The organism is Sulfitobacter sp. HGT1 (assembly GCF_013282155.1).
In the GTDB taxonomy this organism is placed as follows: domain Bacteria; phylum Pseudomonadota; class Alphaproteobacteria; order Rhodobacterales; family Rhodobacteraceae; genus Sulfitobacter.
Genome location: NZ_BLWI01000012.1, coordinates 153,896 through 180,369, shown reverse-complemented (window position 1 = coordinate 180,369; position 26,474 = coordinate 153,896). Strand labels below are relative to the sequence as shown.

General features: G+C 57.0%; 26 protein-coding genes and 1 tRNA gene. 15 read left to right on the top strand and 12 right to left on the bottom strand.

Annotated features, from left to right (window positions below; all coding sequences use genetic code 11):
* Window positions 1-118: 118 nt before the first annotated feature.
* From HGT1_RS14260 to HGT1_RS14250, 3 genes are read left to right on the top strand one after another with little or no spacing between them, the layout of a single operon-like run.
* Entirely contained in the window at window positions 119-1,333 is a 1,215-nt protein-coding gene (locus tag HGT1_RS14260; RefSeq protein WP_176250628.1) for an amino acid ABC transporter permease, read from the top strand.
* A 1-nt stretch (window position 1,334) separates the two neighbouring features.
* A complete protein-coding gene (locus HGT1_RS14255) occupies window positions 1,335-2,630 on the top strand; it encodes an amino acid ABC transporter permease (protein WP_176250627.1) in 1,296 nt (431 codons plus the stop codon).
* A 15-nt stretch (window positions 2,631-2,645) separates the two neighbouring features.
* Window positions 2,646-3,416 carry an amino acid ABC transporter ATP-binding protein gene (locus tag HGT1_RS14250; RefSeq protein ID WP_176250626.1) on the top strand — a complete coding sequence of 257 codons (771 nt, stop codon included), beginning with the start codon at window positions 2,646-2,648 and terminating at the stop codon, window positions 3,414-3,416.
* Between the two features lie 35 nt (window positions 3,417-3,451).
* Here HGT1_RS14250 and HGT1_RS14245 read toward each other — a convergent pair whose 3' ends face one another.
* From HGT1_RS14245 to rpmH, 10 genes are all read right to left on the bottom strand, one after another.
* Complete coding sequence (locus HGT1_RS14245; RefSeq protein WP_176250625.1) at window positions 3,452-3,955, bottom strand: histidine phosphatase family protein; 504 nt, start codon at window positions 3,953-3,955, stop codon at window positions 3,452-3,454.
* Between the two features lies 1 nt (window position 3,956).
* Window positions 3,957-4,820, bottom strand: a complete 864-nt coding sequence (argB, locus tag HGT1_RS14240) for an acetylglutamate kinase (protein WP_176250624.1) — start codon at window positions 4,818-4,820, stop codon at window positions 3,957-3,959.
* Between the two features lie 29 nt (window positions 4,821-4,849).
* On the bottom strand, window positions 4,850-5,500 hold the full coding sequence (yihA, locus tag HGT1_RS14235; protein WP_176250623.1) for a ribosome biogenesis GTP-binding protein YihA/YsxC: 651 nt from the start codon (window positions 5,498-5,500) through the stop codon (window positions 4,850-4,852).
* Window positions 5,500-6,252, bottom strand: a complete 753-nt coding sequence (locus HGT1_RS14230; RefSeq protein ID WP_176250622.1) for an MOSC domain-containing protein — start codon at window positions 6,250-6,252, stop codon at window positions 5,500-5,502. Before HGT1_RS14230 ends, yihA begins: the two co-directional genes overlap by 1 nt.
* The gene (gene yidC / locus HGT1_RS14225; RefSeq protein WP_176250621.1) at window positions 6,252-8,105 is read right to left on the bottom strand and encodes a membrane protein insertase YidC; all 1,854 of its coding nucleotides are present in this window, start codon (window positions 8,103-8,105) and stop codon (window positions 6,252-6,254) included. The genes HGT1_RS14230 and yidC overlap by 1 nt, the downstream gene beginning before the upstream one ends.
* Window positions 8,106-8,220: 115 nt before the next feature.
* The gene (locus tag HGT1_RS14220) at window positions 8,221-9,768 is read right to left on the bottom strand and encodes a bifunctional diguanylate cyclase/phosphodiesterase (RefSeq protein WP_176250620.1); all 1,548 of its coding nucleotides are present in this window, start codon (window positions 9,766-9,768) and stop codon (window positions 8,221-8,223) included.
* Between the two features lie 125 nt (window positions 9,769-9,893).
* Window positions 9,894-10,721, bottom strand: coding sequence for a tRNA 2-thiocytidine(32) synthetase TtcA (gene ttcA, locus HGT1_RS14215; RefSeq protein WP_176250619.1), 828 nt, complete (start codon window positions 10,719-10,721; stop codon window positions 9,894-9,896).
* Between the two features lie 153 nt (window positions 10,722-10,874).
* Window positions 10,875-11,096, bottom strand: coding sequence for a membrane protein insertion efficiency factor YidD (gene yidD, locus HGT1_RS14210; protein WP_176250618.1), 222 nt, complete (start codon window positions 11,094-11,096; stop codon window positions 10,875-10,877).
* Window positions 11,093-11,488: a ribonuclease P protein component gene (gene rnpA / locus HGT1_RS14205; RefSeq protein WP_176250617.1), complete on the bottom strand. Its 396-nt coding sequence runs from the start codon at window positions 11,486-11,488 to the stop codon at window positions 11,093-11,095. The genes yidD and rnpA overlap by 4 nt, the downstream gene beginning before the upstream one ends.
* Before the next feature lie 46 nt (window positions 11,489-11,534).
* Window positions 11,535-11,669, bottom strand: a complete 135-nt coding sequence (rpmH, locus tag HGT1_RS14200; protein ID WP_008228036.1) for a 50S ribosomal protein L34 — start codon at window positions 11,667-11,669, stop codon at window positions 11,535-11,537.
* A 314-nt stretch (window positions 11,670-11,983) separates the two neighbouring features.
* Between rpmH and HGT1_RS14195 the strand changes: the two genes are divergently transcribed.
* The 4 genes from HGT1_RS14195 to HGT1_RS14180 all read left to right on the top strand — a co-directional run bounded on the left by HGT1_RS14195 (window position 11,984) and on the right by HGT1_RS14180 (window position 15,686).
* On the top strand, window positions 11,984-12,718 hold the full coding sequence (locus tag HGT1_RS14195) for a TVP38/TMEM64 family protein (RefSeq protein ID WP_176250616.1): 735 nt from the start codon (window positions 11,984-11,986) through the stop codon (window positions 12,716-12,718).
* Window positions 12,715-14,133 (top strand): NAD(P)/FAD-dependent oxidoreductase, encoded by a 1,419-nt coding sequence (locus HGT1_RS14190; RefSeq protein WP_176250615.1) that lies wholly within the window; start codon window positions 12,715-12,717, stop codon window positions 14,131-14,133. The genes HGT1_RS14195 and HGT1_RS14190 overlap by 4 nt, the downstream gene beginning before the upstream one ends.
* Before the next feature lie 12 nt (window positions 14,134-14,145).
* Entirely contained in the window at window positions 14,146-15,531 is a 1,386-nt protein-coding gene (locus tag HGT1_RS14185) for a HAMP domain-containing sensor histidine kinase (RefSeq protein WP_176250614.1), read from the top strand.
* Window positions 15,532-15,609: 78 nt separating this feature from the next.
* A tRNA-Arg gene (locus tag HGT1_RS14180) sits at window positions 15,610-15,686 on the top strand.
* Between the two features lie 59 nt (window positions 15,687-15,745).
* Here the strand turns inward: HGT1_RS14180 and HGT1_RS14175 are convergent.
* Window positions 15,746-16,678, bottom strand: a complete 933-nt coding sequence (locus HGT1_RS14175; RefSeq protein ID WP_176250613.1) for a hydrogen peroxide-inducible genes activator — start codon at window positions 16,676-16,678, stop codon at window positions 15,746-15,748.
* Window positions 16,679-16,775: 97 nt separating this feature from the next.
* Here HGT1_RS14175 and HGT1_RS14170 point away from each other — a divergent pair, with 97 nt between their 5' ends.
* Window positions 16,776-17,741: a sodium-dependent bicarbonate transport family permease gene (locus tag HGT1_RS14170; RefSeq protein ID WP_176250612.1), complete on the top strand. Its 966-nt coding sequence runs from the start codon at window positions 16,776-16,778 to the stop codon at window positions 17,739-17,741.
* A 41-nt stretch (window positions 17,742-17,782) separates the two neighbouring features.
* Here the strand turns inward: HGT1_RS14170 and HGT1_RS14165 are convergent, their stop codons facing one another.
* On the bottom strand, window positions 17,783-18,649 hold the full coding sequence (locus HGT1_RS14165; RefSeq protein ID WP_176250611.1) for a MurR/RpiR family transcriptional regulator: 867 nt from the start codon (window positions 18,647-18,649) through the stop codon (window positions 17,783-17,785).
* A 114-nt stretch (window positions 18,650-18,763) separates the two neighbouring features.
* Between HGT1_RS14165 and HGT1_RS14160 the strand changes: the two genes are divergently transcribed.
* The 7 genes from HGT1_RS14160 (at window position 18,764) to HGT1_RS14130 (ending at window position 26,419) form a co-directional block, all read left to right on the top strand.
* Entirely contained in the window at window positions 18,764-19,513 is a 750-nt protein-coding gene (locus HGT1_RS14160; protein WP_255200211.1) for an N-formylglutamate amidohydrolase, read from the top strand.
* On the top strand, window positions 19,510-20,031 hold the full coding sequence (locus HGT1_RS14155; RefSeq protein WP_176250610.1) for a TRAP transporter small permease subunit: 522 nt from the start codon (window positions 19,510-19,512) through the stop codon (window positions 20,029-20,031). The genes HGT1_RS14160 and HGT1_RS14155 overlap by 4 nt, the downstream gene beginning before the upstream one ends.
* A complete protein-coding gene (locus HGT1_RS14150) occupies window positions 20,021-21,346 on the top strand; it encodes a TRAP transporter large permease subunit (RefSeq protein ID WP_176250609.1) in 1,326 nt (441 codons plus the stop codon). The genes HGT1_RS14155 and HGT1_RS14150 overlap by 11 nt, the downstream gene beginning before the upstream one ends.
* A gap of 69 nt (window positions 21,347-21,415) precedes the next feature.
* Complete coding sequence (locus HGT1_RS14145) at window positions 21,416-22,453, top strand: TRAP transporter substrate-binding protein (RefSeq protein ID WP_176250608.1); 1,038 nt, start codon at window positions 21,416-21,418, stop codon at window positions 22,451-22,453.
* Between the two features lie 74 nt (window positions 22,454-22,527).
* Complete coding sequence (locus HGT1_RS14140; RefSeq protein ID WP_176250607.1) at window positions 22,528-23,889, top strand: glutamine synthetase family protein; 1,362 nt, start codon at window positions 22,528-22,530, stop codon at window positions 23,887-23,889.
* A gap of 3 nt (window positions 23,890-23,892) precedes the next feature.
* The gene (locus HGT1_RS14135) at window positions 23,893-25,269 is read left to right on the top strand and encodes an aldehyde dehydrogenase family protein (protein ID WP_176250606.1); all 1,377 of its coding nucleotides are present in this window, start codon (window positions 23,893-23,895) and stop codon (window positions 25,267-25,269) included.
* 4 nt (window positions 25,270-25,273) lie between these two features.
* Window positions 25,274-26,419, top strand: a complete 1,146-nt coding sequence (locus HGT1_RS14130) for an iron-containing alcohol dehydrogenase (protein WP_176250605.1) — start codon at window positions 25,274-25,276, stop codon at window positions 26,417-26,419.
* The last annotated feature ends 55 nt before the right edge of the window (window positions 26,420-26,474 follow it).

Sequence of the window (26,474 nt, the reverse complement as noted above, 5' to 3'; positions counted from 1 at the left end):
TGCCAAAGGGCGTGGAGTTTTCTCCGCGCCCTTTGCGCTTTTCAAGACCAACTAACAAACCCGGCCAGAGACATCGAATGATGCGCAAGAAATGGGTCCGGAACACAGGGATAATCTGATGACGACAATGTCCGACCCTCAACGGGGCTCGTTCCGGCTGTCGATGTTGCTAAACGACACCCGCTATAGATCCTACACCTTCCAATTTATCGCTTTGCTGCTTTTGATTGCGCTGATGGCCTTTTTGGGCATCAACCTTGTGCGCAACCTAGCCGAAGCCGGTCTGAACATATCGTATGATTTCCTGGGGGTTCCCGCAGGTTACGATATCAACCAGACGCTTATTGATTACAACAGCCAGTCGTCGAACCTGCGCGCTGCTGTGGTGGGGATCATCAACACCCTGCTTGTTGCGTTCCTTGCCTGTCTGACTGCCACAGTGATCGGTGTCATCGCCGGTGTTGCGCGCCTGTCCAAGAACTGGCTCGTGTCCAAGCTGATGTCTGTCTATGTCGAGATCTTCCGCAACATTCCTGTGCTGATCTGGATCTTGATGATCTACACGTTGATGACTGCGGTGCTGCCGGCACCAAACGCATTCCGCGGTGATAATGCCACGTCCAGCATGGTGTTTGACGCCTTCGCCTTTACCAACCGTGGCGTTTATATCCCTGCGCCTGTTTGGGGTCCGGGGTCGATGTTGGTCGTCGCGACCTTCATCCTGTCGATTGCCGCAATTTTCTTTTATCGCCGCTATGCCGTCAAACTGCTGTTTGAAACGGGCAGGCTGCTGCCGACAGGCTGGCCGACCTTGGCGATCCTGATCGTACCGACCCTGTTGATGTTCTTTATCATGGGCAGCCCCATCGGATTGGAGATGCCCGAGCTCAAAGGCTTTAACTTTAAGGGCGGTATCCAGATCGGTGCGCCGTTGATCGCGCTGTGGCTGGCCTTGTCGGTCTATACCGGCGCTTTCATCGCTGAAAACGTGCGCGCGGGTATCCAGGCGATTTCCAAAGGCCAGACCGAGGCCGCGTCGTCGCTGGGTCTGCGTCCCAAGCGCGTTATGAACCTTGTCGTGTTGCCGCAAGCGCTGCGCGTCATCATTCCGCCGCTGATCTCGCAATACCTGAACATCACCAAAAACTCGTCCCTCGCGATCGCAGTTGGCTATGCCGACATCACGGCGACGCTGGGCGGGATCACCTTGAACCAGACGGGCCGCGCGATTGAATGCGTGCTGTTGCTGATGCTGTTCTATCTCACGATCTCGTTGTCGATTTCTGCGATCATGAACGTCTACAACAACAACGTCAGCCTGAAGGAGCGGTAATATGTCAGATACACATGCCCACACCGTTACCTATGTCCGCGAGACGATGCTGCCCCAGTCGGCACCGCCATCCACGGCACAGGGCCCGGTCAAATGGCTTCGCGAAAGCCTGTTTTCGTCGATCCCATACACGATCCTGACACTTGCATCGCTCTACGTGATCTACGTCGTTTTGGCGGGCTTCCTGCCCTGGTTGCTGGGGGGTGTTTGGAACACGTCGAACATCCGCGAATGCCGCGAAGTGCTGGATGGCGCTGCGGGGGGCTGTTTCTCGGTCCTCTCCGAGCGCTGGAACCAGTTGTTGTTCGGTATCGCATATCCGCAAGACGGGTACTGGCGCCCGACACTGGCCTTTGTGCTGTTGTTTGTCGCAATCGCGCCGGTCTTGTTCTCGTCGGCACCACGCAAGCTGCTGGTCGTTACTGCGGTCTATCCGTTTGTTGCCTTCTGGCTGATCTGGGGCGGGTCCCTGCTTGTGCCTTTGGCCGCGCTTGTCAGCGTCGGCGTTGGCTATACCGTCTATAGCAAGCTTGTGAAAACCAGCTTTGCTGCGGGTCTGGCCGGTGGCATCGTTGCCGCTGCGGTGATCTGGACCATCTTAGGGTTCATTACACCCAGCCTGTCAGGTGTCCTCGCGCTCGAGGAAGTGGTGTCGCGGAACATGGGTGGCTTCATGCTGAACATGATCCTCGGGGTGATCTGCGTCTCGTTGTCCTTGCCGTTGGGTATTTTGTTGGCCCTTGGCCGTCAGTCCCGCCTGCCCATCATCAAGATGATCTGCGTGGTCTTCATCGAATTCATTCGTGGCGTCCCGTTGATCACCCTGCTGTTTGTTGCAAACGTGGTTCTGGCGTACTTCCTGCCACCGGGTACCAACTTTGACCTTATCCTGCGCGTGATTATCATGATCACCATGTTCGCCTCGGCCTATATCGCCGAAGTGATCCGGGGCGGGTTGGCCGCATTGCCGCGTGGCCAATACGAAGGGGCCGAAAGCCTTGGCCTTGATTATGCGCAGTCCATGCGTCTGATCATCCTGCCGCAAGCGCTGAAAATCTCGATCCCGGGTATCGTTAACGTTGCTGTGGGCCTGTTCAAGGATACCACACTGGTCTCGATCATCTCGATGTTCGATCTGGTTGGGATGATCCGTGGACCGATCCTCGCTTCGACCGATTGGAACGGCGTTTATTGGGAACTCTGGGGCTTTGCCGCCTTGTTGTTCTTCGTCGTCTGCTACGGCATCTCGCAATATTCACAATGGCTGGAACGTCAACTCCAGACCGACCACCATTAAGGAAAGGCTGTAATCATGGCTGAACAAGCAAAAGCATTGAAGGTCTCTGACGAGGTCGCAATCAGCATCGAGAAGATGAACAAATGGTATGGCACTTTCCACGTGCTGCGCGATATTGATCTGACCGTATATCGTGGTGAACGTATCGTTATCGCGGGCCCGTCCGGTTCGGGTAAATCGACGCTGATCCGTTGCATCAACGCATTGGAAGAGCACCAGAAAGGCCGCATCGAAGTGGACGGTACGGTGTTGTCGTCGGATGTGAAAAACATCGACAAGATCCGGTCAGAGGTTGGCATGTGCTTTCAGCACTTTAACCTATTCCCGCATCTGACCATCCTCGAGAACTGCACGCTGGCACCGATCTGGGTTCGCAAGACACCCAAGAAAGAAGCCGAAGAAATCGCGATGCATTTCCTTGAAAAGGTTAAGATCCCCGATCAGGCTGACAAGTATCCCGGTCAGTTGTCCGGTGGTCAGCAGCAGCGTGTGGCCATCGCGCGCAGCCTGTGCATGCGTCCGCGCATCATGCTGTTCGATGAACCCACATCCGCGCTTGACCCTGAAATGATCAAGGAAGTTCTGGATACCATGGTCGAACTTGCCGAAGAAGGCATGACCATGCTCTGCGTGACCCACGAGATGGGCTTTGCCCGTCAGGTCGCCAACCGCGTGATCTTTATGGATGAAGGTCAGATCGTTGAGCAGAACGAACCGGAAGAGTTCTTTAACAACCCGCAAAGCCCACGGACCAAGCTGTTCCTGAGCCAGATTTTGGGTCACTAAATCATGAAGTAGGGCGGGGGTGACCCCGCCTTATTTTATTCCGGCGCAGATAAATCACGCGGAACGACGATCTGGCTCATCTTGCCCATGCGCCAATCAATGTCAGACCAATCATCCACATCAAAAGTGACAGCAAGGGTTGCGCCCGTCGGGTAATGGCTGATGCCATCCCTGTTTGGCGGCGTCTTGACGATCATTTCAGCCATGGCTGCGATGCCGGGGTTATGCCCGATCAGCAGAACCGTTTCACCAGTGGCCTGCTGCACCTGCGCCATGATCTGTTCCGGGGCAGCAAGGTACAGATCGCGGATGAATTTCACATCAACGGTGCTATCAAGCCCAAGGTTCTTCAGCGTTTCCACGGCTCTGGTCGCCGTGGAACACAAGACCGTATCGGGACGAAGCCCCTTTTCCTTGAGCCACACCCCCAGCAAAATCGCATTTTGGTGCCCACGGGCATTTAGGGGGCGGTCATGGTCGGATGACAGTCCTGCGGACCAATCCGATTTCGCATGGCGCATGAGGATGAGACGTTTCATCTTAACCCTGGCGGATAATACTGCCGGCACCATGTTCGGTAAACAATTCCAGCAAGCAGGCATTGGGCGCACGACCGTCAAGGATGACCGCAGCGCGAACGCCGCCTTCAATCGCTTGAAGCGCGGTTTCGGTTTTCGGGATCATACCGCCCGCAATCGTGCCGTCCGCGATCATCTCGCGGATTTGCGCGGCGGTCAGTTCGGTCACAACCTCGCCGGCCGCGTTTTTCACACCAGCGACATCGGTCAGCAGCAACAAGCGATCCGCCTTGAGCGCGGCCGCAATCGCGCCGGCTGCGGTGTCGCCGTTAATGTTAAACGTCTCGCCGTTGCGGCCCATACCAAGGGGCGCAATCACCGGAATGATGCCCTTGTCCGCCAGGTCACGCAAAAGACGCGGGTTAACCTCTGTAGGGGCCCCTACAAGGCCCAATTCGGGGTCTTCCTGGTCGCAGATGATCAGGCCGCTGTCCTTGCCAGAGACGCCCACACAGCGCCCGCCTTGGGCTGTGATGGCTTGCACGATGCGCGCATTCACAAGCCCGGACAAAACCATTTCGACCACTTCCATGGTCGCGGCATCTGTAACACGCTTGCCGTTAATAAACTCTGACTTGATATTCAGCCGCTTGAGCATGTCGTTGATCATCGGGCCACCGCCATGGATGATCACAGGGTTGACCCCGACCTGACGCATCAAGGCGACATCGCGCGCGAATTCTTCCATCGCTTCGTCGCTGCCCATGGCGTGGCCGCCCAGCTTGATGACGACTGTCGCGTCTGCATAACGTTGAAGATAGGGCAAAGCCTGGCTTAGGGTTTGCGCCGTGGCGATCCAATCGCGGTTCATGTCTTGTTTTCTCATTCTATACCTAAGGCTTCCACCAACGCACATTATTCCAATGTGCTAATGATCGCACGCAATGTAGGAATTCCCCAACCCTTTTCCGAGGACGTAACGACGATCTCGGGGTAGGCGGCGGGGTGTTTTGCCAGGGCCGCGCGCACTTGGTCCAGTATCTTGGCGCGCTCCGCCTCTTTTACCTTATCTGCTTTGGTCAAAACGCATTGAAACGTGACAGCAGAGCTATCAAGCAACGACATGATTTCGTCGTCGACCTTTTTGACGCCGTGGCGGGCATCGATCAGAACAAAGGCACGGCGCAGGGTCTGCCGACCCGACAAATACTGCTTGAGCAGGCGTTGCCATTTCTCAACCACGGGCAGCGGGGCGTTGGCATAGCCATAGCCGGGCAAATCGACCAGATAATGGTCTTCACCCGCCGTGAAATAGTTGATTTCCTGGGTGCGCCCGGGGGTGTTGGACGCACGCGCCAGTGCTTTCATGCCGGTCAGCGCATTGATCAGGCTCGATTTGCCAACATTCGACCGCCCGGCAAAGCAGACTTCCATCCGGTCAGCCGGCGGCAAGCCGTCCATGGCAACAACGCCTTTTACGAACAGGGTCTCGCCTGCGAACAGCATGCGACCCTTTTCAGCGGTAAACGCGTCCGGCTCATCCGCGATTTTGAATTGAATTTGCATCAGATTACCTCTGCTTTGTCACCAAGCGCGATGTCGCCTGATTGAATGATCTCAGCATATACGCCAAAATCCTGATGGCCAAATGCGCTGTTCAGGATATCAAGAGTTGCCGTGTCGCGCTGGCCGGTGATCGGGTTGGTATTGGTGACGGCGCACCGCTCGATAGGTTCGCGAATCCGCAAAACAGCCGATCCCAGCTTGATGTCGCGCCCGATCCAGCCAAATTCGGCCCAGGCAGCGGCATCATCCAGCCAGATATTCCCGCGCCAGCGTTCTTTGGTGATCTTAACGCCCAATGCATCGGCGACCGCACGATGCGACGCTGCATTCATGATGGATACCGACGGGTAGGGGCTGTCGGTCATGCCACGATCCGGGGCCGCGACAATCGCCGTAGGTGCAGCCCGATCTGCGGGGCAAAGCGGGGCGACCCAGTCAAGAAAGCGCGCGGCATCCGTCGCGTCATCGGGGGCGAAAGTCAGCGGTTCAAGATCTTGGTGGGTCAAGGTTACACGGCGGTTGACCGTATCCAGCTTGGCCCAGATGCCGACAAGACCGGGCGTGCGGGACCCGATCATGAAGTTATGGCAGCTCGCCCATTCGGGGTTGTCCGCGTCAAACTTTGCGGCCTCGTGGGTCACTGCCCACACCCGATCCCAGGGCATCGTTTGCCCTTGGATCAGGTGCACCAGTTCAATTGCCTCGCGCCCGTGGCTTTTTATTGGATGCCGGTAAAGGGCGCAGACTTGCATTACTTTTTGCCTTTGGACGGTGCCTTGGTATCGTTGGCAGCCGTCTTTTTTTTGCGTTTCAGCCCGCCGGTGATGTTGCCCAGAATGTCTGGTTTATATCCCTGACTGCGCATGATCAGATATTGCTGGGTAAAGGTGATCGTGTTGTTCGCAATCCAGTAGACGACCAGACCCGATGCAAAACCACCAAGCATGAACATGAACACCCAAGGCATCCAGGCAAAGATCATCTGCTGGGTTGGATCGGTGGGGGCAGGGTTCAGCTTTTGCTGCAAGAACATCGAGATGCCCAAGAGCAATGGCAAGATACCGATGAACACCAACGCCATGACCGAACCCGCATCGGGGGATGCCCAAGGCAGCAGGCCATAGAAGTTGAAGATCGACGTGGGATCAGGCGCGCTGAGATCCTGGAAGGGACCAAAGAAAGGCGCATGGCGCAGTTCGAGCGTGACAAAGATCACCTTGTACAGCGAGAAGAAAATCGGGATTTGCATGACAATCGGCAAGCAGCCCGCAGCGGGGTTCACTTTTTCCCGCTTGTACAGTTCCATCATGTTTTGCTGAAGCTTCTGACGGTCGTCGCCGGCATCTTTCTTCAGTTTTTCCATCTGCGGCTGAAGCTCTTTCATCTTTGCCATCGAAACATAGGATTTATAGGCAAGCGGGAACAACAAGGCTTTGATCAACAAGGTCAGGCCGATAATCGCGATGCCCATGTTGCCGATCAGAAGGTTCAGGTGATGCAATACCCAGAAAATCGGTTTTGTCAGGAAAAAGAACCAGCCCCAATCAATGGAGTCGATGAATTTATAGACGCCTTTTGCCTCGTACTCGCGCAGGATTTCCCATTCTTTCGCCCCGGCAAACAGCTGTGTCGTTACCGTCGCAGTGGCACCTGATGCAATCGTTTGTGTCGGCAGGACCGCTTCGGTCTGGAAAATATCTGTATTGGGCAGGTATTTTACGGTCAGACGGGAGGCCTGTGCAGGATCGGGAATAAGGTTGGTCATGAAGTAGTGACCGGTAAAGCCGATCCAGCCGTTCGTGACACCGTCAATACGCTCGGAAGGGACGCCATTCACGGGATCAAGATCGGGGATATCCTCCCAACCTGTCTCCAGAAGTTCGCCATTGTTCATGGCGACCATACCTTCGTGCAGGATAAAGAAGTTCTGTGCGTCCGTCGGAATGCCGTGCCGCGCGATGATCCCGTAAGGGGCCATCGTGACAGAATTTTCTGCCGTGTTTTCAACGGATTGTTCGATGTTGAACATATAGTTTTCATCGATCGAGATCACGCGCGAGAAGACCTGTCCGGCACCGTTGTCCCAGGCCATTGTCACAGGGCTGCCGACGGCCAGAGTTTCACCCTCGACCAAAGACCAAAGGGTGTTCGGGCCTGGAACCTGCTCGGGGGCGATACCGGCACCCGCCGCCCAACCGTAAAGCGCATAATAGGCATCTTCGGTCCCGGCGGGCGACAAAAGCGTCACGATGGGCGCATCGTCGTCGATCGTTGTCTTATAGTCCTTGAGCATCAGGTCATCGACCCGGCCGCCCAAAAGCGAAATCGAACCGGTCAAACGGGCCGTTTCAACGGGAATGCGTGGTGCCTGTTCAAGCGCGTCTGCGCGGGTTTCGGTAGAAGTGCCGACGGTCGCCGTGTCGGTCCCGATGGGAACAGTCGCCGTGGGCGCAGTCGCGCCCGTCGGAGTTTGCGCCGCTGTTTCGGTTGTGACCCCGTCGACGGGGGTGCCTGTTTCAGGAGGCGGAAACAACACAAACCACCCAAGGATCACTATGAAACTTAGGACCGTCGCTAGGATGAGATTCTTGTTCTGATCGTCCATATGACCGCCACCTGATGTCAATAATATCAGCGTGGGTTCAACAGAGTGCAGCACCAAAGGTCAAGCGGATTCGGCCTTTCTTCTGTTGTAATGATCCCGGTTCGCGGCTTTAACGTTAGGCTTTCCCGCTCATGATCCTCGGGACATCGCGCAGTTTGGCATTGTGGGATTTGATCCAATCAACCGTTTGATCGGCGGGCATCGGATGTGCGATGCCGTATCCCTGAACATGATCGCAGCCAAGTTGGGCAAGGATTACATGTTCTCCGACGGTTTCGACACCCTCGGCCAATGTTTCGACCCCAAGGCGTTCAGCCATCGTAAGAATGGCGCTGATCATGCGTTGCTGTTCTGGATCCCGGTCGGCTTTGATCACAAAGGAGCGGTCGATCTTGATGCGATTAACGCCAAAGCGCCGGATAGAGGTGATAGAGGCATGGCCTGTGCCAAAATCGTCCAGATCAATGCGGCAGCCCAATTCGCCAAGCGCATTTATGTTGCGAGTGATCATATCGTCAGGTGCGCTTGCCACGACTGTCTCCAGAACCTCGATCGCCAGTCTGGCAGGGGTCAGGTCAAAACGATCCAGTTCCCAGCAGATTTTCTTGATCAGCAGTGGATTGCTCAGTTCGGAACCGGCGAAGTTCACGCCGATTTGGGGTACGTGCAGCCCTGCATCATCCCAAGACTGAACGGCTGAAAATGCGTGAAACATCATAACGTCCGCCAGCCGTTCAAGGAGGTCGGCCTGTTCCAGCGCGGGCAGGAAATCCGATGGCAGCAGCGTGCCGCGGGTCGGGTGGGACCATCTCGCCAAGGCTTCGAAACCACTGATCTGGCCGGTCTCCGTCGATATTTGGGGTTGGAACCACGGCATGATCTGGCCGTTTTCCAATGCGCTTGCGACCTCATCAATCAATGCTGCAAAATCGGCAGTTGGGGTCACCATTCGGTCAGTAAAGGCGCGAATGCCCGATGGTCCGTGGCGCGTCGCTTCTTTCAATGCCGTGGCGGCGGCAGCAAGCCAGCCTTCGCCGCTTGGTGCAGGTGAACGTGTATGTTGGCAAAATCCGACGGAAACAGAGGCGTAGATGACTGTTCCATCAATCGAAATTGGTTCTTCAGAGACCCGCTGCAACCGGGCGGCCATCTGGATGCACAGTTCGAGGTCAAGGTGCCGTACGGGGTCAAGGCAGACACCAAAGGTCACGTCATCGATTTTCCCCACGCTGTCCTTGTCCCGCAGGGCCGCGATCAGCCGTTCTGAAATTTCCGTTTGAACCTGATCGGCCGCAGATTTTCCAAAGCGGTCCTGCAATTCTGCAAAATCCTCAATCTCGAATAGAAAGACCGCTGATTTCCAGCCGAATTCGGACGTTTTCTGAAGTACCTGGGTTGCCAAGTCGTTGAAAGCATTGGTCTGCAACAGGCCAGTCACCCCTTCGCGGGCGAGCAAAAGCTGGTTCGTTGTGCCGTAAAATCCGCCCAGGCAAAGATACGCGATGGGAATGGCGATCGCGCAAATCAGTAAGGCCCCTTCGCCGCCGAACCAATAGGTAGAGAGGCAAAGCGCGGGCACAAACGCCAAGGCGGGCGGGCCAGTCATGACGTTTGAAATATTGCGCCCCAAGTGAAGAAGCTTTGTCTGCAAACTGCGCGCCATCGTCTAACCCCCATCTGACGCAGAATCCGCGCCTTTGGGGATATGCCTAAGGGCTTTGACGTATCAAACAGGTTAATGTTCCTGTTTTCTTCCGGCCTATTTAAAGAAGATTAGCAGAAATTCCGCTATTTGTTTCTTGTCAAAGCGGCGAAATCGAACAGCTTCGGGTCCAGCAGATGCGAGGGGCGTGCGTTCATAAGCGCCCTGAACATGACTTGCCGACGGCCAGGGCTGTTTGCCTCCCAACCGTCAAGAATCGCCTTGACCTGTTGGCGCTGCAACCCGTCTTGCGACCCGCAAAGATCGCAAGGAATAATGGGGTAATTCATCGCGTTGGAGAATTTTTCGCAGTCGGCTTCGGCGACATGCGCGAGGGGGCGATACACAAATACATCACCTTCTTCGTTCAGCAGCTTTGGCGGCATTGTTGCAAGGCGACCGCCGTGAAACAAATTCATGAAAAATGTCTCTAGAATGTCATCACGGTGATGGCCCAACACGACTGCGCTGCACCCTTCTTCGCGTGCGATGCGGTACAAGTGACCACGGCGCAACCGGCTGCACAGCGCGCAAAATGTCCGGCCGGCAGGGATTTTATCCATCACAACCGAATAGGTGTCTTGGTATTCAATCCGATGTTCGACGCCCATTTTCTCTAGAAATGCGGGCAAAACGGTTGCCGGAAAATTTGGCTGACCCTGATCCAGATTGCAGGCAAGCAGTTCGACAGGCAGCAATCCGCGCCATTTTAGCTCGTGCAGAATCGCAAGCAAGGTATAGCTGTCCTTGCCGCCTGACATGCAAACCAGCCATTTGGCCCCCGGTTCAATCATGCCATATTGTTCAATGGCCTCGCGGGTATACCGCACAAGCCGCTTGCGCAGTTTGCGAAACTCGGTGCTTTGGGGCGCACCGTAAAAAAGCGGGTGAATATCGTCAGGTTGATCCAGCATGGCTTTGGCTTAGTTCAACTGAATGCGCCGATCAAGCGGCGGTTTCACCAGCGGGGATGCCTTATTGAATTTTAGCGTAATTTCCGGCTTTGTGGCGCGCCGATCCGCCCTGCGGGTGTGGCGGGGCCGATTGGCAGGGGGGGCACGAGCCGTTTAATCCGGAACGTTGTCGATGCCGCTGCTGCCCCAGGGATGGCAGCGCGCAATGCGGCGGATCGCCAGCCAGCCGCCTTTGATGCCGCCATGTTTGTTCAATGCCTCGAGCGCATAGGCGCTGCATGTCGGCTGAAACCGGCAGTTCTGACCCAGCCACGGGCTGAAAATCAAACGGTATGCCCGTACCGGAACAGCAAGAATGCGTGCGAGAACAGTCATTTCGTTTTGCCGTGCAGGATGTTCAGGGCTTTGGTCAGGTCGGCCTGTAATTGGGAAAAGGGCAGGGTGGCTGTGGCCCCTTGCCGCCCGACCAAGACATAATCCATGCCGTCGCGCCCCTGTTCGGGCAAGATCAGACGCGCGATTTCGCGCAGGCGGCGCTTGGCGCGGTTGCGGGCAACGGCGTTTCCGACCTTTTTAGAGCAGGTAAAGCCAACGCGTATTCCTTCGGCCTCGCCCTCGGGGCGTTTGCGCATCTGAAGGATGAAGCCAGGCATCGCCACGCGCGGCGATCTGGTGGCCCGCTGGAAATCCGGTCTGTTTTTAAGCGTAGTCAAACGCAAAGAAACCGCCGGATGCGTTTCCCTTGGGGTGGCTTCTGTGCCATCCATGGGTGCCTCCGACGGTGTCATATCTTGCAAGAACCGAAAGCGCGAATTACGCGCTCAGTTTGGCCCGGCCTTGTGCGCGGCGCGAGTTGATGATCTTACGGCCCGCTTTTGTTGCCATACGTGCACGAAAACCGTGGCGCCGCTTGCGCACAAGGTTTGAAGGTTGAAAGGTGCGTTTCATCGCTCCGACTCCACTTTAATACATAGGGTTGCACCAGATTCGGCGCATCACTGTCAATTCAAGCCCTGCCTCTAAAGCTGCTAGGCTCGCAAGTCAAACCCTTGAGGCCGCTAATTTGGCTATGCTGCAATAAAAACAGTAAATATCGCGGCCGAGTGTTTCAATTCAGTGCCATATCCCTGGTTTTCTGCAACATACAGGGGGGCTGCGATCAAGCACCCGTGATGCCCCTATCTGCCCGCGGCACAATGGCCCATCTATAAGAGAGCAAGGGCCACCGGACTATCGCCCGAATATGGAAAGCATAAAGATTAATGGCAGATCAGAACCAAAACAGGCCTGTATGGCTCAGATATCTGCCTATGATCGCCATCGTGCTGGTAGCGGTTGCGGGGTTTTTCACATTGCGCGATTATCTGAGCTTTGAAACCCTGCGCGACAACCGTGAGGCGCTGATCGCGTTTCGGGATGCGAATTATCTGCTGACTGTGATTGGATTTATTGCCGCTTATATCTTGATCGTGGGGTTTTCGCTGCCCGGCGCGGGGATCGCGACCATCACCGGTGGGTTCTTGTTTGGCACCCTGTTCGGGGTGATCTTTAGTGTGACAGGGGCCACAATCGGTGCTGTGATGATCTTTCTGGCGGCGCGGCTGGGATTTGGGGAAAACCTCAAGGCGCGGATGGAGGCGTCGGATGGGATGGTGCGCAAGATCAAAGAGGGAATCGACAATAACCAATGGTCGATGTTGTTCTTTATCCGTCTGGTGCCTGCGGTGCCGTTTTTCGTGGCCAACCTGATTCCTGCGTTTCTGGGCGTGATGCTGTACCGTTTTGTGATCTCTACCTTTTTGGGGATCATCCCCGGATCGCTGGTCTATACGTCAGTCGGCGCAGGGCTGGGGACAGTGTTTGCTCGTGGTGAGACGCCGAATTTCGGAATCATCTTCGAACCCTATATATTGTTCCCCCTCCTTGGCCTGTGCGCCTTGTCGCTTCTTCCCGTCATGATCAAAGCCGTTACCGGCAAAAAGGGACTGCTGAAATGAACCGCATCAAAACCGACCTGTTGATCATTGGCGCTGGCTCTGGCGGGCTGTCTGTCGCTGCGGGGGCATCGCAAATGGGGGCGGATGTCGTGCTGCTTGAGGGGCATAAAATGGGCGGTGACTGCCTTAACTATGGCTGTGTCCCGTCCAAGGCGCTGATTGCAACCGGAAAAGCGGCTTATGGCCAGCGCCACTCGGCGCAATTCGGTGTGGCCGACGCCGCCGGAGAGGTGGATTACGCCGCTGCCAAAGACCACGTGGCCGATGTGATCGCGCAGATTGCGCCCGTCGACAGCCAGGAACGGTTCGAAGGCTTCGGGATCAAGGTGATCCGCGAATTCGGGCGCTTTATCTCGGAGGACGAGGTTCAGGCGGGCGATACGATCATCAAGGCGCGGCGTATCGTGATCGCGACGGGGTCATCGCCCCTGGTGCCGCCCATTCCGGGGCTGGACACAACCCCGCATGAAACGAATGAAACGCTGTTTGATCTGCGCGAAAAGCCCGCGCATCTGTTGATCATCGGGGGCGGTCCCATCGGTATGGAGATGGCGCAGGCGCATATTCGCATGGGCTGCAAGGTGACGGTCATCGAAGGGGACAAGGCGCTGGCCAAGGACGACCCCGAGATGGCCGCGGTCGTGTTGCAATCGCTCAAGGACGAAGGCGTGGAGATCGCGGAAGGCGCATTGGCCGCCGAGATTCGCGGCGATGTCGGTGCGATCGAGGTTGAGGCCAAGGACGGGCGCATCTTCAAAGGGTCGCATCTGCTGGTCGCGGTGGGACGCAAGGCCAATACCGAAAGGCTGGACCTTGAAAAGGCAGGCATTGAACCGATCAGGAACGGCGTCAAGGTCGACGCATCCCTGCGCACGACCAACCGCAAGGTCTATGCCATCGGGGATGTGGCGGGCGGGCTGCAATTTACCCATGTTGCCGGTTATCACGCCGGTGTGGTGATCAGATCGCTGATGTTTGCGATTCCGTCCAAGGCCAAGACGGCGCATATTCCCTGGGCAACCTATACGGACCCTGAATTGTCGCAGGTCGGCCTGACCGAGGCGCAAGCCAAGGACGCACATGGCGACAAGGTCGAGGTCGTGCGTTTTCACTATAATCACAACGACCGTGCCATCGCTGAACGCAAAACCAAGGGGCTGATCAAGGTCATGGTCGTCAAGGGCCGTCCCGTGGGTGTCAGCATTGTCGGCTATCAGGCGGGCGAGCTGATCAATCTATGGGCATTGGCGCTGGCAAATAACATGAAAATGAGCCAGATTGCCGGCATGGTTGCACCGTATCCCACGATTGGCGAAGTCAACAAACGCGCAGCGGGTGCCTATTTCTCGCCGCGCTTGTTTGAAAGCGATATGGTCAAGACTGTTGTGCGCTTTGTGCAGCGTTTCATTCCCTAGAGCACGTCCAGAATGTTGAAATCCTTTTCAGGCCGGCTGCTTATCCTGACCACCATCTTTGTGATGCTGGCCGAAGTTCTGATTTTTGTGCCGACCATCGCGCGGTTTCGCGAAGAATATCTGATGAACCGTCTTGAACGGGCGCAGATCGCATCGTTGACCTTGCTGGCGAATGACATGATCGATCCCGCGCTCGAGGCTGAATTGCTTAGAACGGCCGAGGTTTTCAACGTGGTGTTGCGGCGGGACGAGGTGCGGCAACTGGTGCTGTCCTCCCCCATGCCGCAATCCATTCTCAAGACCTATGATCTGCGTGACGCCTCTGCGCTGACGCTGATCAAGGATGCGTTCATGCAGCTGGCCGACACGCAAGACGGGGTGATCCGCGTGATTGGCGCGCCGGTTCAGGATGCCGGGTCACTGATCGAAATTACCATGCAAACGGTGCCCCTGCGCGATGCCATGGTCGATTACGGCTTTCGGATCTTGCTGCTGTCTGCCGTGATTTCGATCATCACCGCGACTTTGCTGTTCATCGCGTTGCGGGATTTGTTGCTGAAACCGATCAAAAGCGTGGTGGGCCATATGCAGAACTATGCGCTGGCCCCCGAAGACGCGCGGCGCATTATTGCGCCATCGGCCGATGTGACCGAAGTCCGCGAGGCCGAAGAGGCGTTGATGAAGCTTGAGACAGAGCTGACCCAAGCCTTGCGTCAAAAGGAACGGCTGGCGCAACTGGGGCAGGCGGTCAGCAAGATCAGCCATGATTTGCGTAATATCCTGACCACCGCGCAACTGTTCACTGACCGGATAGAGATGTCGGAGGACCCGAGCGTAAAGCGGATGGCCCCCAAGCTGGTCAGTTCGATCACGCGGGCCGTGCATCTATGCGAATCGACGCTGGCCTTTGGCAAAGCCGAGGAGCCCAGCCCGACATTGACGGTCGTGGCACTGGATCACATCGTCCAAGACGTCGTGGACAGCGAAAGCCTTGCCGTGGACGGGGCGGGGATCGAATTTGTGCTGAATGTCCCCAAAGACCTGCAAATACGGGCCGACCCCGAACAAATGTTCCGCGTGCTGGCCAATCTGGTTCGCAATGCACGCCAAGCCATTGTTGCCACAGGGCATGGCGGAGAGATCCGCGTGATGGCCAGCGACCACCCCAAAAGCTGGGTGATCGAGGTGCAGGATAACGGACCCGGCCTGCCTGCCAAGGCGCAAGAGCATCTGTTCACCGCATTCCGGGGCGGGGCGCGCAAGGGCGGCTCCGGTCTTGGACTTGCGATTGCCGCCGAATTGGTGCGCGGCCACGGTGGGACGCTAGAGTTGACGGAAACCGGTGCCACGGGGACGGTTTTCCGGATATGTCTGCCCAAAGGCGACGGTACTTTTTGAGCCAAATACAGGAAATTTCATTTCTTGCCAAACAAGGGGTTGCAAAGCTCTGCGCCCAGAACTAAACCGCGCCGTAGTGCACCCGTAGCTCAGCTGGATAGAGTACCTGACTACGAATCAGGGGGTCAGAGGTTCGAATCCTCTCGGGTGCACCATACTCCTCCCAGCGTGAATTTTGTCTTATCCAGCACGGCATATTGCCGTTTCGCGCGCGTTATGCGGCCGGGGTGTCTTGTTTGTCATAGCCGCGCAGGTCCAGCCGTTTGGCAGCAGACCTAAGCGCCGCAGCAAGCAGCGCTGGCCCGACACCTGTTTTCTGGCCTGCACGAAACAGCAGCGCGATGTCACGGTTGGCAAAGGGCAGATCTAGCGGCTTGATCACCACCTCTTCGCGGTAGATTGCCTGGCGGCGGGCGAAAAGTTCGGGGATCACCGCCACACCGGTGCCTGTGGCCGCCATCAGCAAAATCGAATCAAGGCTGGTCCCTTCGTAGTCATCGGAAACCACACCGCCGATATCTGCCGCCAGCGCATAGACGATGCGCGACAATCTGTGACTGTTGTCCAAAGTCAGCAGCAACCGTCCTGCAAGGGTCTCGGCTGTTGCGGCGTCCTGGCTGGCCAGCGGATCATCGACCGCCACAGCGACCCAAAGGCTTTCGTTGAACAGGCGCTCCTGATGGGTGTTGGGGTGATCTTCGGGGGTGGAGATGATTGCATCAAACCGGCCGCTGCGCAGGCCTTGTTCCAGATCGCGGGTGTTTTCTTCGCGCACGACAATGCGCAGGTCGGGTTGCTGGTGGTGAATTTCCTTGACCACTTGCGGTAATAGATAGGGGCCGATGGACGGCAAGACGCCAAGGCGCAAACGCCCCGAAAACGGCGCGTCGCTTGTCATAGCCTGACGCAGGTCCTGAACCTCGGCCAGAATCTTTTGGGCGCGTGCGACAAATTCCTCGCCCTTGCTGGTGATCTGCACACCGCCACGGCTGCGCTCAAACAGACGGATGCCCAATTCGTCCTCGACCGCCGCGATCTGGGCCGACAGGCTGGGCTGGCTGACATTCAAAAGATCAGCGGCCAGCCCGAACCTGCCCAGACGTTGGACCGTCACAATATATTCAAGCTGGCGAAGTGTTGGGCGCATAACATAGCTTGATACTATGAAATACTTTGTTAGCAAGTATTTTTATTATCTATCGCTGTCTGCGAAAGCCCCATGACATTCTGATTGGAGCAGACACATGCACAGCATCTTCGATACACTCTTGGGCAACCTTTTGGTCCCGACCATCCTGTTTTTCGTTCTGGGTCTGATTGCAGCCTTTGCACGAAGCGATCTGTCAATTCCGGCAGGTGCGGCCAAATTCATGTCGCTGTATCTGCTTTTGGCGATTGGGTTCAAAGGCGGGAGCAGTCTGGCCACCTACGGGCTGCATGCAGATATGTTTGTGACCATCGGGATCGGGGTCGCGCTGTCATTCGTGATACCTTTCATCGCCTTTGGCCTGCTGCGCTCAATGACGCGGCTGGATACGATGAATGCAGCAGCGGTTGCGGGGCATTACGGGTCGATCTCGATCGTGACCTTTGTGGCGGCAAGTAGTTTGCTAGAGCTGACGGGCGTGGCATTCGATGGCTACATGATCGCCGTGGCCGCCGCGATGGAGGTGCCGGCCATCTTGTCCGCACTCTGGATCGCCAACAAGTTCTCGGGCGAGGGCAAGGCGGGCCCCGGTCTTTACCGCGAGCTGTTGGCGAACGGGTCAATCGTGCTGCTGGTCGGTGCCTTTGCCATCGGTGCGCTGACCGGCGATCAGGGGATGACGATGATCGCCCCCTTTGTGGTCACACCGTTCACCGGCATCTTGTGTCTGTTTCTGCTGGATATGGGTCTGAATGCCGGGCGCAGTGTGATCGCCAACCGGCATCTTCTGACCACGGGCCTGTTCGCTTTTGGCATGCTGATGCCGCTGATCGGTGCCATCCTCGCTTGGGCGCTGGGCGCGGCGGTTGGTTTGCAACAAGGCAGCTTGTTCCTGCTTATGGTGCTGTCGGCATCGGCATCCTATATCGCGGTGCCTGCTGCCATGCGGATCGCCCTGCCCAAGGCAGAGGCGGGGATTTACCTGACCCTGTCGCTGGGCGTGACCTTTCCGTTCAACATCACCATCGGGTTGCCCGTCTATCTATGGCTGGCGCAGCTTTGAAACTGACAGGTGGGGGTGGGGCATCCAAAGCCTGCCCCACCCTAATTGCTGCGAAAGATCTTTGATTCGCCGATCATTTGCTCAAGCGCGGCGATACGTTCGGCGCTTTGATCGGAACTGCGCGATTGCACCTCGGCAACCAAGGCTTCGATCAGGAAATTGATCGCAAGGGTCGAATCCCAGCTTGAGGGGACCTCGACCATCGCGCGGAAACAGAACCGCGCGTATTTTTCGATCGGCGACCCCCATGCGTCTGTGAAAAGGACAATGCTGGCCCCCTGTTTGACGGCAAGATTGGCCAGCTTTTCCAGCTCTTTCTCGTAGCGGCGAATGTCAAAGATCACCAAGACCGCACCTGCATCCATATCCAGCAAGGACTGCGGCCAGACGCTTGGCGACGAATCCAGCAATGTCACTTGGGGGCGGATGATTTGCAGGTGGTTGAAAAAGTAATGCGCGTTGGACCGCGTGATGCGCCCGCCCAACAAATACAGGCGATGCGCAGGGTCGGACAGCAGTTCGGCCACCTGGTCGAATTCGGTCAGGTCCAGACGGTCAAGGGTGCGGTTGATGTTGTCGGACACCGCTTCGATAAAACGCGACACGATATGATCGCGGCTGTCGGACGGGGGGGCTGCGTCAAGCTTGGCAAGCGGTTGCTTCATCCGCGCGCCGATTTCCTCGCGGATGGCGTCTTGCATATCCGAGAACCCGTCAAAGCCCAGCTTGCGCGCCAATCGGATAATCGTTGGCGACGACACCTCGGCGCATTCGGCCAAACGGTTGATGGATTGCAGCCCGGTCAGCAATGAATCGTCAAGCAGAACGGCCGACAGCTTCCGCTCCGCAGCGGTTAACTCTGTCTGCTTTTCTTTGAGCAAATCGCGGACCAGTGCTTTTTTGTGCAAAGGCTGTTCCTTTCGGTACAGAGTTTCAGTTTGTGAAGCAAAGGTTACAGAAAAATTCTTGACTTGCTAGAAAAATCTGTAGTGATGGTGGCAAGCCAAGGGGGTATTTTCGGTTTGAACAGCGATTGGACGGCAGTGCAGGTGACAAACGGCAGCGGGCGGGGGCCTGTATTGCTGATCTGCGAACATGCGTCCGATTTCATCCCCCAAGACTTTGATCTGGGGCTTAGCCCGGCTGCGCAGGCCTCCCATGCGGCGTGGGATATCGGAGCGCTTGATGTGGCGGTTGCGCTGTCGGGGATGCTGGACGCTCCATTGGTGGCAGGCGGAATTTCGCGGTTGGTCTATGATTGCAACCGACCTTTGACCGCGCCCGATTGCATTCCGGCCCGCAGCGAAGTTTTTGACATTCCGGGGAACGCAAACCTGTCGGATCAGGAAAAGCAAAGCCGCTTTGACCGCGTGCACACGCCGTTTCACGATGCGGTGGACGAATTGCGCAGACAGGCAGCGCCGCAGTTGGTCGTGACCATTCACAGCTTTACCCCGATTTACAACGGGACCAAGCGTGACGTTGAATTGGGTTTCCTGTTTCACAGCGACCCGACCACAGCACAAGCATTGCTGGCCCAAGAGCAGCTCAACGGCACCTACCGGGCCGCGTTGAACGAACCTTATGCCGCCACGGATGGCGTGACCTATTCGCTCCAGAAACATGGCGAAGCGCATGGGATACCTGCGGTGATGATCGAAATTCGAAACGACCTGATCGACACGGGCGATACGGCCCATGCCATGGCGCAACATCTGAATGAAGTGTTGCGCGCCGCGTTTCCCACCCTTTTTCAAGAGGCATCCGAATGAAGGCGATGCGTAAATATATCTCGCTGGTGGATGGCTTTAACTATGGGTTGGGCCGGATCGCGATGTACGGCATTTTCGTCCTGATGGGCATTTTGCTGTGGTCCTCCTACAATAAAACCTTTGCATCACCGCAACTGTGGACGCTGGAAATGGCGCAGTTTGTGATGGTGGGCTATTACATTCTGGGTGGTCCCTATGCGCTGCAAATGGGGTCGAATGTGCGGATGGATCTGTTCTATGCCGAACTTACCCCGCGCAAGAAAGCCTGGACGGACAGCATTACCGTTATGTTTTTGCTGATCTATCTGGTGATCCTGCTGTGGGGCGGCATCGAATCCACGCTGTATTCCTTTAAATATGGGGGTGAACGCAGCCCGACGGCGTGGCGTCCCTATATGTGGCCGGTCAAGGTGACCATGTGCATCGGTATTTTCCTGATGCTGCTCCAAGCTGTCTCTGAATTGTTCAAAGACATCCTTTTCCTCAAATCCGGTGAGGACACACGTGATGCCCTATGAACTGATCGCCATATTGATGTTTTCGACGATGATGCTGATGCTGCTGACGGGGCAGCGGGTGTTCGGTGCCATCGGCTTTGTCGCGGTGATGGCTGCGCTGTTTTTGTGGGGCGACCGGGGTGGCTATGACATCGGGTTTTCCGCCGCGATCAAGCTGATGCGCTGGTATCCGTTGCTGACGCTGCCGATGTTTATCTTCATGGGCTATGTGCTGTCCGAATCCAAAATCGCGGATGATCTGTACAAGATGTTCCACGTCTGGATGGGTGGCCTGCGCGGTGGTCTGGCGATCGGGACGATCGGCCTGATGGTGCTGATTTCCGCGATGAACGGTCTGTCTGTTGCAGGCATGGCGATCGGGGCCACGATTGCGCTGCCCGAATTGCTGAAACGGAATTATGACAAGCTGATGGTGACCGGTGTCATTCAGGCCGGGTCCAGTTTGGGCATCCTTGTGCCGCCGTCGGTGGTGCTGGTGCTTTACGCAATGATCGCGCGGCAACCGGTCGGGCAGTTGTGGCTGGCCGGTGCCATTCCGGGCCTGATGATGGCGACGATGTTCATCATCTACATCGCCATCCGCTGCCGGTTGAACCCTGAGCTTGGGCCTGCCTTGTCCGCAGAAGAACGCGATGTCGGCTGGCCGGAAAAGCTGCGCCTGTTGCGTGCCGGGCTGCTGCCTGTGGTGATCTTTGCCGTGATGATGGTGCCGTTCGTGAACGGCTGGACCTCGCTGGTGGAAAGTTCGGCCATCGGGGCAATCGCGGCGTTTCTGGCGGCTGTGCTGAAAGGCCGGATGACACGTCAGGTGTTCGAGACATCCGTGCGACAGACCCTTGCGATCACCTGCATGTTCATGTGGATCATCCTTGCGGCGCTGGCCTTTGGTGCCGTGTTTGACGGGCTGGGCGCGGTCAAGGCGATCGAGAGCCTGTTCACCGAACAATGGGGCCTGAACCCTTGGGTGATCCTGATCCTGATGCAACTGTCCTTCTTGGTCATGGGCACGTTTCTGGATGATACGGCGATGCTGGTTATCGTGGCCCCGCTTTATGTGCCGCTGGTCGGTGCGTTGGGGTTCGATCTGGTGTGGTATGGTGTGCTTTATACGATCACCTGCCAGATCGCCTATATGACCCCGCCGTTCGGCTATAACCTGTTCTTGATGCGCGCGATGGCCCCGCCCGAGATCACGATCACGGATATCTACCGGTCGATCATTCCATTCGTGGGCGTGATGGTGCTGGCCTTGGCTGTTGTGATGCTGTTCCCGCAGATCGCACTTTGGCTGCCCAACTATGTCTACGGCAATTAACCGAAATAACCACCACGTGGCCGGATGAACCGGCCCTTCAAACCCGAAACCCAACAAGGAGTATGTCAGATGACAACCAGACGTAAGTTTCTCAAGGGGGCCGCAATCGCTGGTCCCGCAGCCCTTGCCACCCCGTCGATCCTGCACGCGCAGGAAACGATCCGCTGGCGCTTTCAGACCTATGCCGGTGCGGCCCTTGGTGAAGAAGTAACAAAACCCGCCATCGATGCGATCAACGCGGCCTGCCAGGGCCAACTTGAGATCGAACTGTTCTATGCCGACCAGATCGTTCCAACGGGCGAATTGTTCCAGGCGCTTCAGCGCGGCACCATCGACGGTGTGCATTCGGACGACGATTCGATGGCCTCCCCGACACCTGTGCGGTCCTTTGGCGGGTATTTCCCGTTGGCGACCAAACACGCGTTGGATGTGCCTGTGCTGTTCAACCAATACGGTCTGGCTGACATCTGGCGCGAAGAATACGCCAAGGTCGGCGTGCATTGGCTGTCTGCTGCGGGTCAGGATCCGTGCAACTTCAACACGGTCAAGCCGATCAGATCGCTGGCCGATATGGACGGGCTGAAACTCTATACCTTCCCGACGGCGGGTCGGTTCCTGTCTCAGTTTGGCGTTGTTCCGGTGAACATCCCCTACGAGGACGCCGAAGTTGCCGTTCAAACAGGCGAACTGGACGGTATGGCGTGGTCGGGCATCACCGAAGACTACACCGTGGGTTGGGCCGATGTGACCAACTATTTCTGCACCAACAACATTTCGGGTGCATGGATCGGGTCGTTCTTTGTGAACGCCGAAAAATGGGCAGAACTGCCGGATCACCTGAAACAGATCGTGTCTTCGGCGATCGAGGCAAGCCACACCTACCGCAACCAGTGGTATTGGGGCGGCGAAGCGCGTCTGCGCGCGTCTGGCGAAAAGCTGGAACTGACATCCGTTCCGCAGGAAGAATGGAAAACCGTTGAAGAAGCGGCGGTTAAGTTCTGGGACGAGATGGCTGAAGAAGGCGAAACAGCTGCGAAAATCGTTCAGATTTTCCGTGACTATAATAATGTGACGTCGAAAGCGGGTCCGCCCTATACCTTCGGCTGATCGCTGGTCCGACACAGATCAAAAGGGGCGGCGCGTTTGTGCCGCCCTCACACATGCAAAAGGAACGTCTGCACATGGGCAACTTAACATTCGATACGCTCAGGGAAATGGCCGATAACGGCGAGGTCGACACCGTCTTGGTGGCCCTTGTCGATATGCAGGGCCGCCTGATGGGCAAGCGTTTTCACGTGACCAATTTCATCGACCATTCCCACACGGAAACCCATTGCTGCAACTATTTGCTGGCCACCGATCTGGTGATGTCCACGCCCGAAGGCTTTGCATCTACCAGTTGGCAAACCGGCTATGGCGACTATGTCTTGCGCCCCGATATGTCGACGATGCGCCAGGTGCCGTGGCTGGATAAAACCGTTCTGGTGCTGGGCGATGTACTTGATCACCACACCCACGAACCTGTGCCCCATTCCCCGCGTTCGATGCTGAAAAAGCAGATTGCGCGGCTTGATGCCTTGGGCTTTGACGCGATGATGGCGACCGAGCTTGAATTCTTTTTGTTCGAGGGCGATTACCGCACCCTCCAGAAAGAAAAATACGCAAACCTTGTGCCGTTGAATGGTCATAACGAAGATTACTGCCTGTTCCAGACCACCAAGGAAGAAGCTTTCCTGCAACCCTTGCGCAACCATCTGGTGGCTGCGGGCGTGCCGATTGAATGCACCAAAGGCGAGGCCGAAACCGGCCAGCAAGAGTTGAACATCCGCTATGCCGATGCCCTTGATTGCGCCGATAACCACACGATTTCGAAACAGGCGATCAAGGAAATCGCCTTTCAGCAGGGCTTTTCGGCGTCGTTCCTACCGAAATGGGCGGCGGATAAGGTCGGGTCCTCCAGCCACGTGCATATGTCACTGTGGAAAGACGGCACACCTGCGTTTTTCGACAAGGACGCCAAGCTGGGCATGTCCGGGCTGATGGGGCATTTCATGGCTGGGCTGATCAAATACGCGCCCGACATCACCTATTTTCTGGCCCCCTATATCAACAGCTACAAACGCTTTGCCAAAGGCACATTTGCGCCCACGAAAACGGTTTGGTCCGTTGATAACCGCACCGCCGGTTTCCGGCTGTGTGGCGATGGCACCAAGGGCATTCGCGTTGAATGTCGCATCGGCGGATCCGACCTGAACCCCTATCTGGCGCAGGCGGTTTTGCTGGCGGCGGGCCTGAAGGGGATCGAGGAAAAGCTGCCCCTGCAAGAGCCCACAATGGGGGATGCCTATGAAGACGCAAGCGTGACCGAAATTCCGCGCACCTTGCGGGCTGCAACCGAAACCTTGCGCAACTCTGCCATGCTGCGCGAGGCCCTTGGCGACGATGTGGTTGACCATTACACCCGCGCAGCCGAATGGGAGCAGGAGGAATACGACAAGGTCGTAACCGACTGGGAAATCAACCGCGGATTTGAGCGAGCATAAGCAATGACAAAGACCCTGAAATGTATCTCACCGATTGACGGATCGGTTTATCTGGAACGCCCTGTCCTGTCGCTGGAGGCTGCCCGTGACGTATGTGCACAGGCGAAATCGGCGCAGACCTTGTGGGCGGCACGCCCGCTGGCTGAACGCGTTGATCTGGTGCGCGCCGCCGTCGCCGAAGTGGGCAAAACGACCGACCGCATGGCGGTTGAACTGGCCCATCAGATGGGCCGTCCCGTGCGCTATGGCGGGGAATTCGGCGGGTTCAACGAACGCGCCAGCTATATGGCCGACATCGCGGAACAGGCGCTGGCTCCGATGATCATCGAAGACAGCGAAAAAGCCACCCGCAAGATCACCCGTGAGCCGCGCGGCGTTGTGCTGGTCGTGGCCCCGTGGAACTATCCTTACATGACGGCGATCAACACCGTTGCCCCTGCCTTGATCGCGGGCAATACGGTTGTGCTGAAACACGCCACGCAAACCTTGCAGGTGGGCGAACGTCTGGCCGAAGCGTTTCATGCGGCGGGCATTCCGGAGGATGTATTCCAGAACGTGTTTCTGGATCACGACACCACATCGGCGCTGATCGCTGAACGCCAGTTCGGTTTCGTCAACTTCACCGGCTCGGTCGGGGGCGGCAAGGCGATGGAAATTGCAGCAGCCGGCACATTCACACCCGTCGCGACCGAACTGGGCGGCAAAGACCCCGGTTACGTGCGTGCCGATGCCAATGTGGATGCGGCGGTTGACGGGTTGATGGACGGCGCGATGTTCAACGCGGGGCAATGCTGCTGCGGGATTGAACGGATTTATGTACACGAAAGCCTGTATGATGCCTTTGTCGAAAAAGCTGTGGCTTGGGTGAATGCCCTGAAGCTTGGCAACCCGCTGGAACAGGAAACCACCATCGGGCCGATGGCCAACGTGCGCTTTGCCGCCGAAGTGCGCGCCCAGATCGCCGAAGCTGTGGCCGATGGCGCAACTGCACTGATCGAACCCTTTGCCGAAGATGACGGTGCCGCCTATCTGACGCCGCAAATCCTGACGAACGTAAACCACAACATGCGCGTCATGCGCGACGAAAGTTTCGGTCCCGTGGTTGGCATCATGCCGGTCAAGGATGACGCCGAGGCGATTGCGTTGATGAACGATTGCCAGTTCGGTCTGACGGCTGCGATTTTCACCAAGGATGCAGATGCCGCTGACGCCATCGGTGCGCAGTTGGAAACCGGCACGGTCTTCATGAACCGCTGCGATTACCTTGATCCGGCGCTGTGCTGGACGGGCTGCAAAGACACCGGCCAGGGCACAGGATTGTCCGTGCTGGGCTTTCAGGCGCTGACGCGTCCCAAATCTTACCACCTTAAAAAGGCTTGATCCTATGGAGCTGAAAAACAACTGGTCCTACCCCACCGCGATGCGTTTTGGTGCGGGCCGTATTTCCGAGATCGGCAAGGCCTGCGAGGCCGCCGGCATCAAGAAACCGCTGCTTGTCACCGACAAGGGGCTGGCATCGATGGCCATCACCACCAAGACGCTCGATCTGCTCGAGGCTGCTGGCTTTGGCCGGGCCATGTTCTCCGAAGTGGATGCGAACCCGACCGAAATCAACCTTGCTGCGGGGCTTCAGGTGTACCGTGACGGCGGTCATGACGGCGTAATCGCCTTTGGCGGCGGGTCGGGCCTTGATCTGGGCAAGATGGTTGCATTCATGGCGGGCCAGACACGCCCCGTTTGGGATTACGAGGATGTCGGCGACTGGTGGACCCGCGCCGATGCAGATGCCATCGCGCCGATCATCGCCGTGCCGACCACGGCTGGCACCGGATCGGAAGTCGGCCGCGCATCGGTGCTGACCAATTCTGAAACCCATGTGAAAAAGATCATCTTCCACCCCAAGGTTCTGCCAACGGTCGTGATCTGCGACCCCGAACTGACGGTCGGGATGCCCAAACACATCACCGCAGGCACAGGTCTTGATGCCTTTGCCCATTGTGTCGAGGCATTTAGCAGCCCGTTTTACCACCCGATGAGCCAGGGTATCGCGCTAGAAGGCATGCGTCTGGTCATTGACTATCTGCCCCGCGCCTATGCGGATGGCACCGATATCGAGGCGCGCGCGCAGATGATGTCAGCCGCCGCGATGGGGGCAACGGCATTTCAAAAGGGTCTCGGCGCGATCCATGCGATGAGCCATCCCGTCGGCGCGGTCTTCAACACCCACCACGGGACCACCAACGCGGTGTGCATGCCTGCGGTGCTGGACCTGAACGAACCGATGATCCGCGAACGGTTCGACCGTGCGGCTGGATACCTGCGTATTGACGGCGGCTATGACGGGTTCCGCAGCTTTGTTCAGGATTTCAACGACAGCTTTGCCATTCCGCGCAAACTGTCTGAAATGGGCGTGACCGCTGATCGCATGGATGATCTGGTCGCCATGGCACTGGAAGACCCGTCTTGCGGCGGCAACCCCGTCACCTTGACCACGGAAAACCTGCGCAAGCTGTTCGAGGCGACCATCTAAGCGGGTCTGAAACCACACATGCCCCGATAGATGTCTCTATCGGGGCATGTGGGCC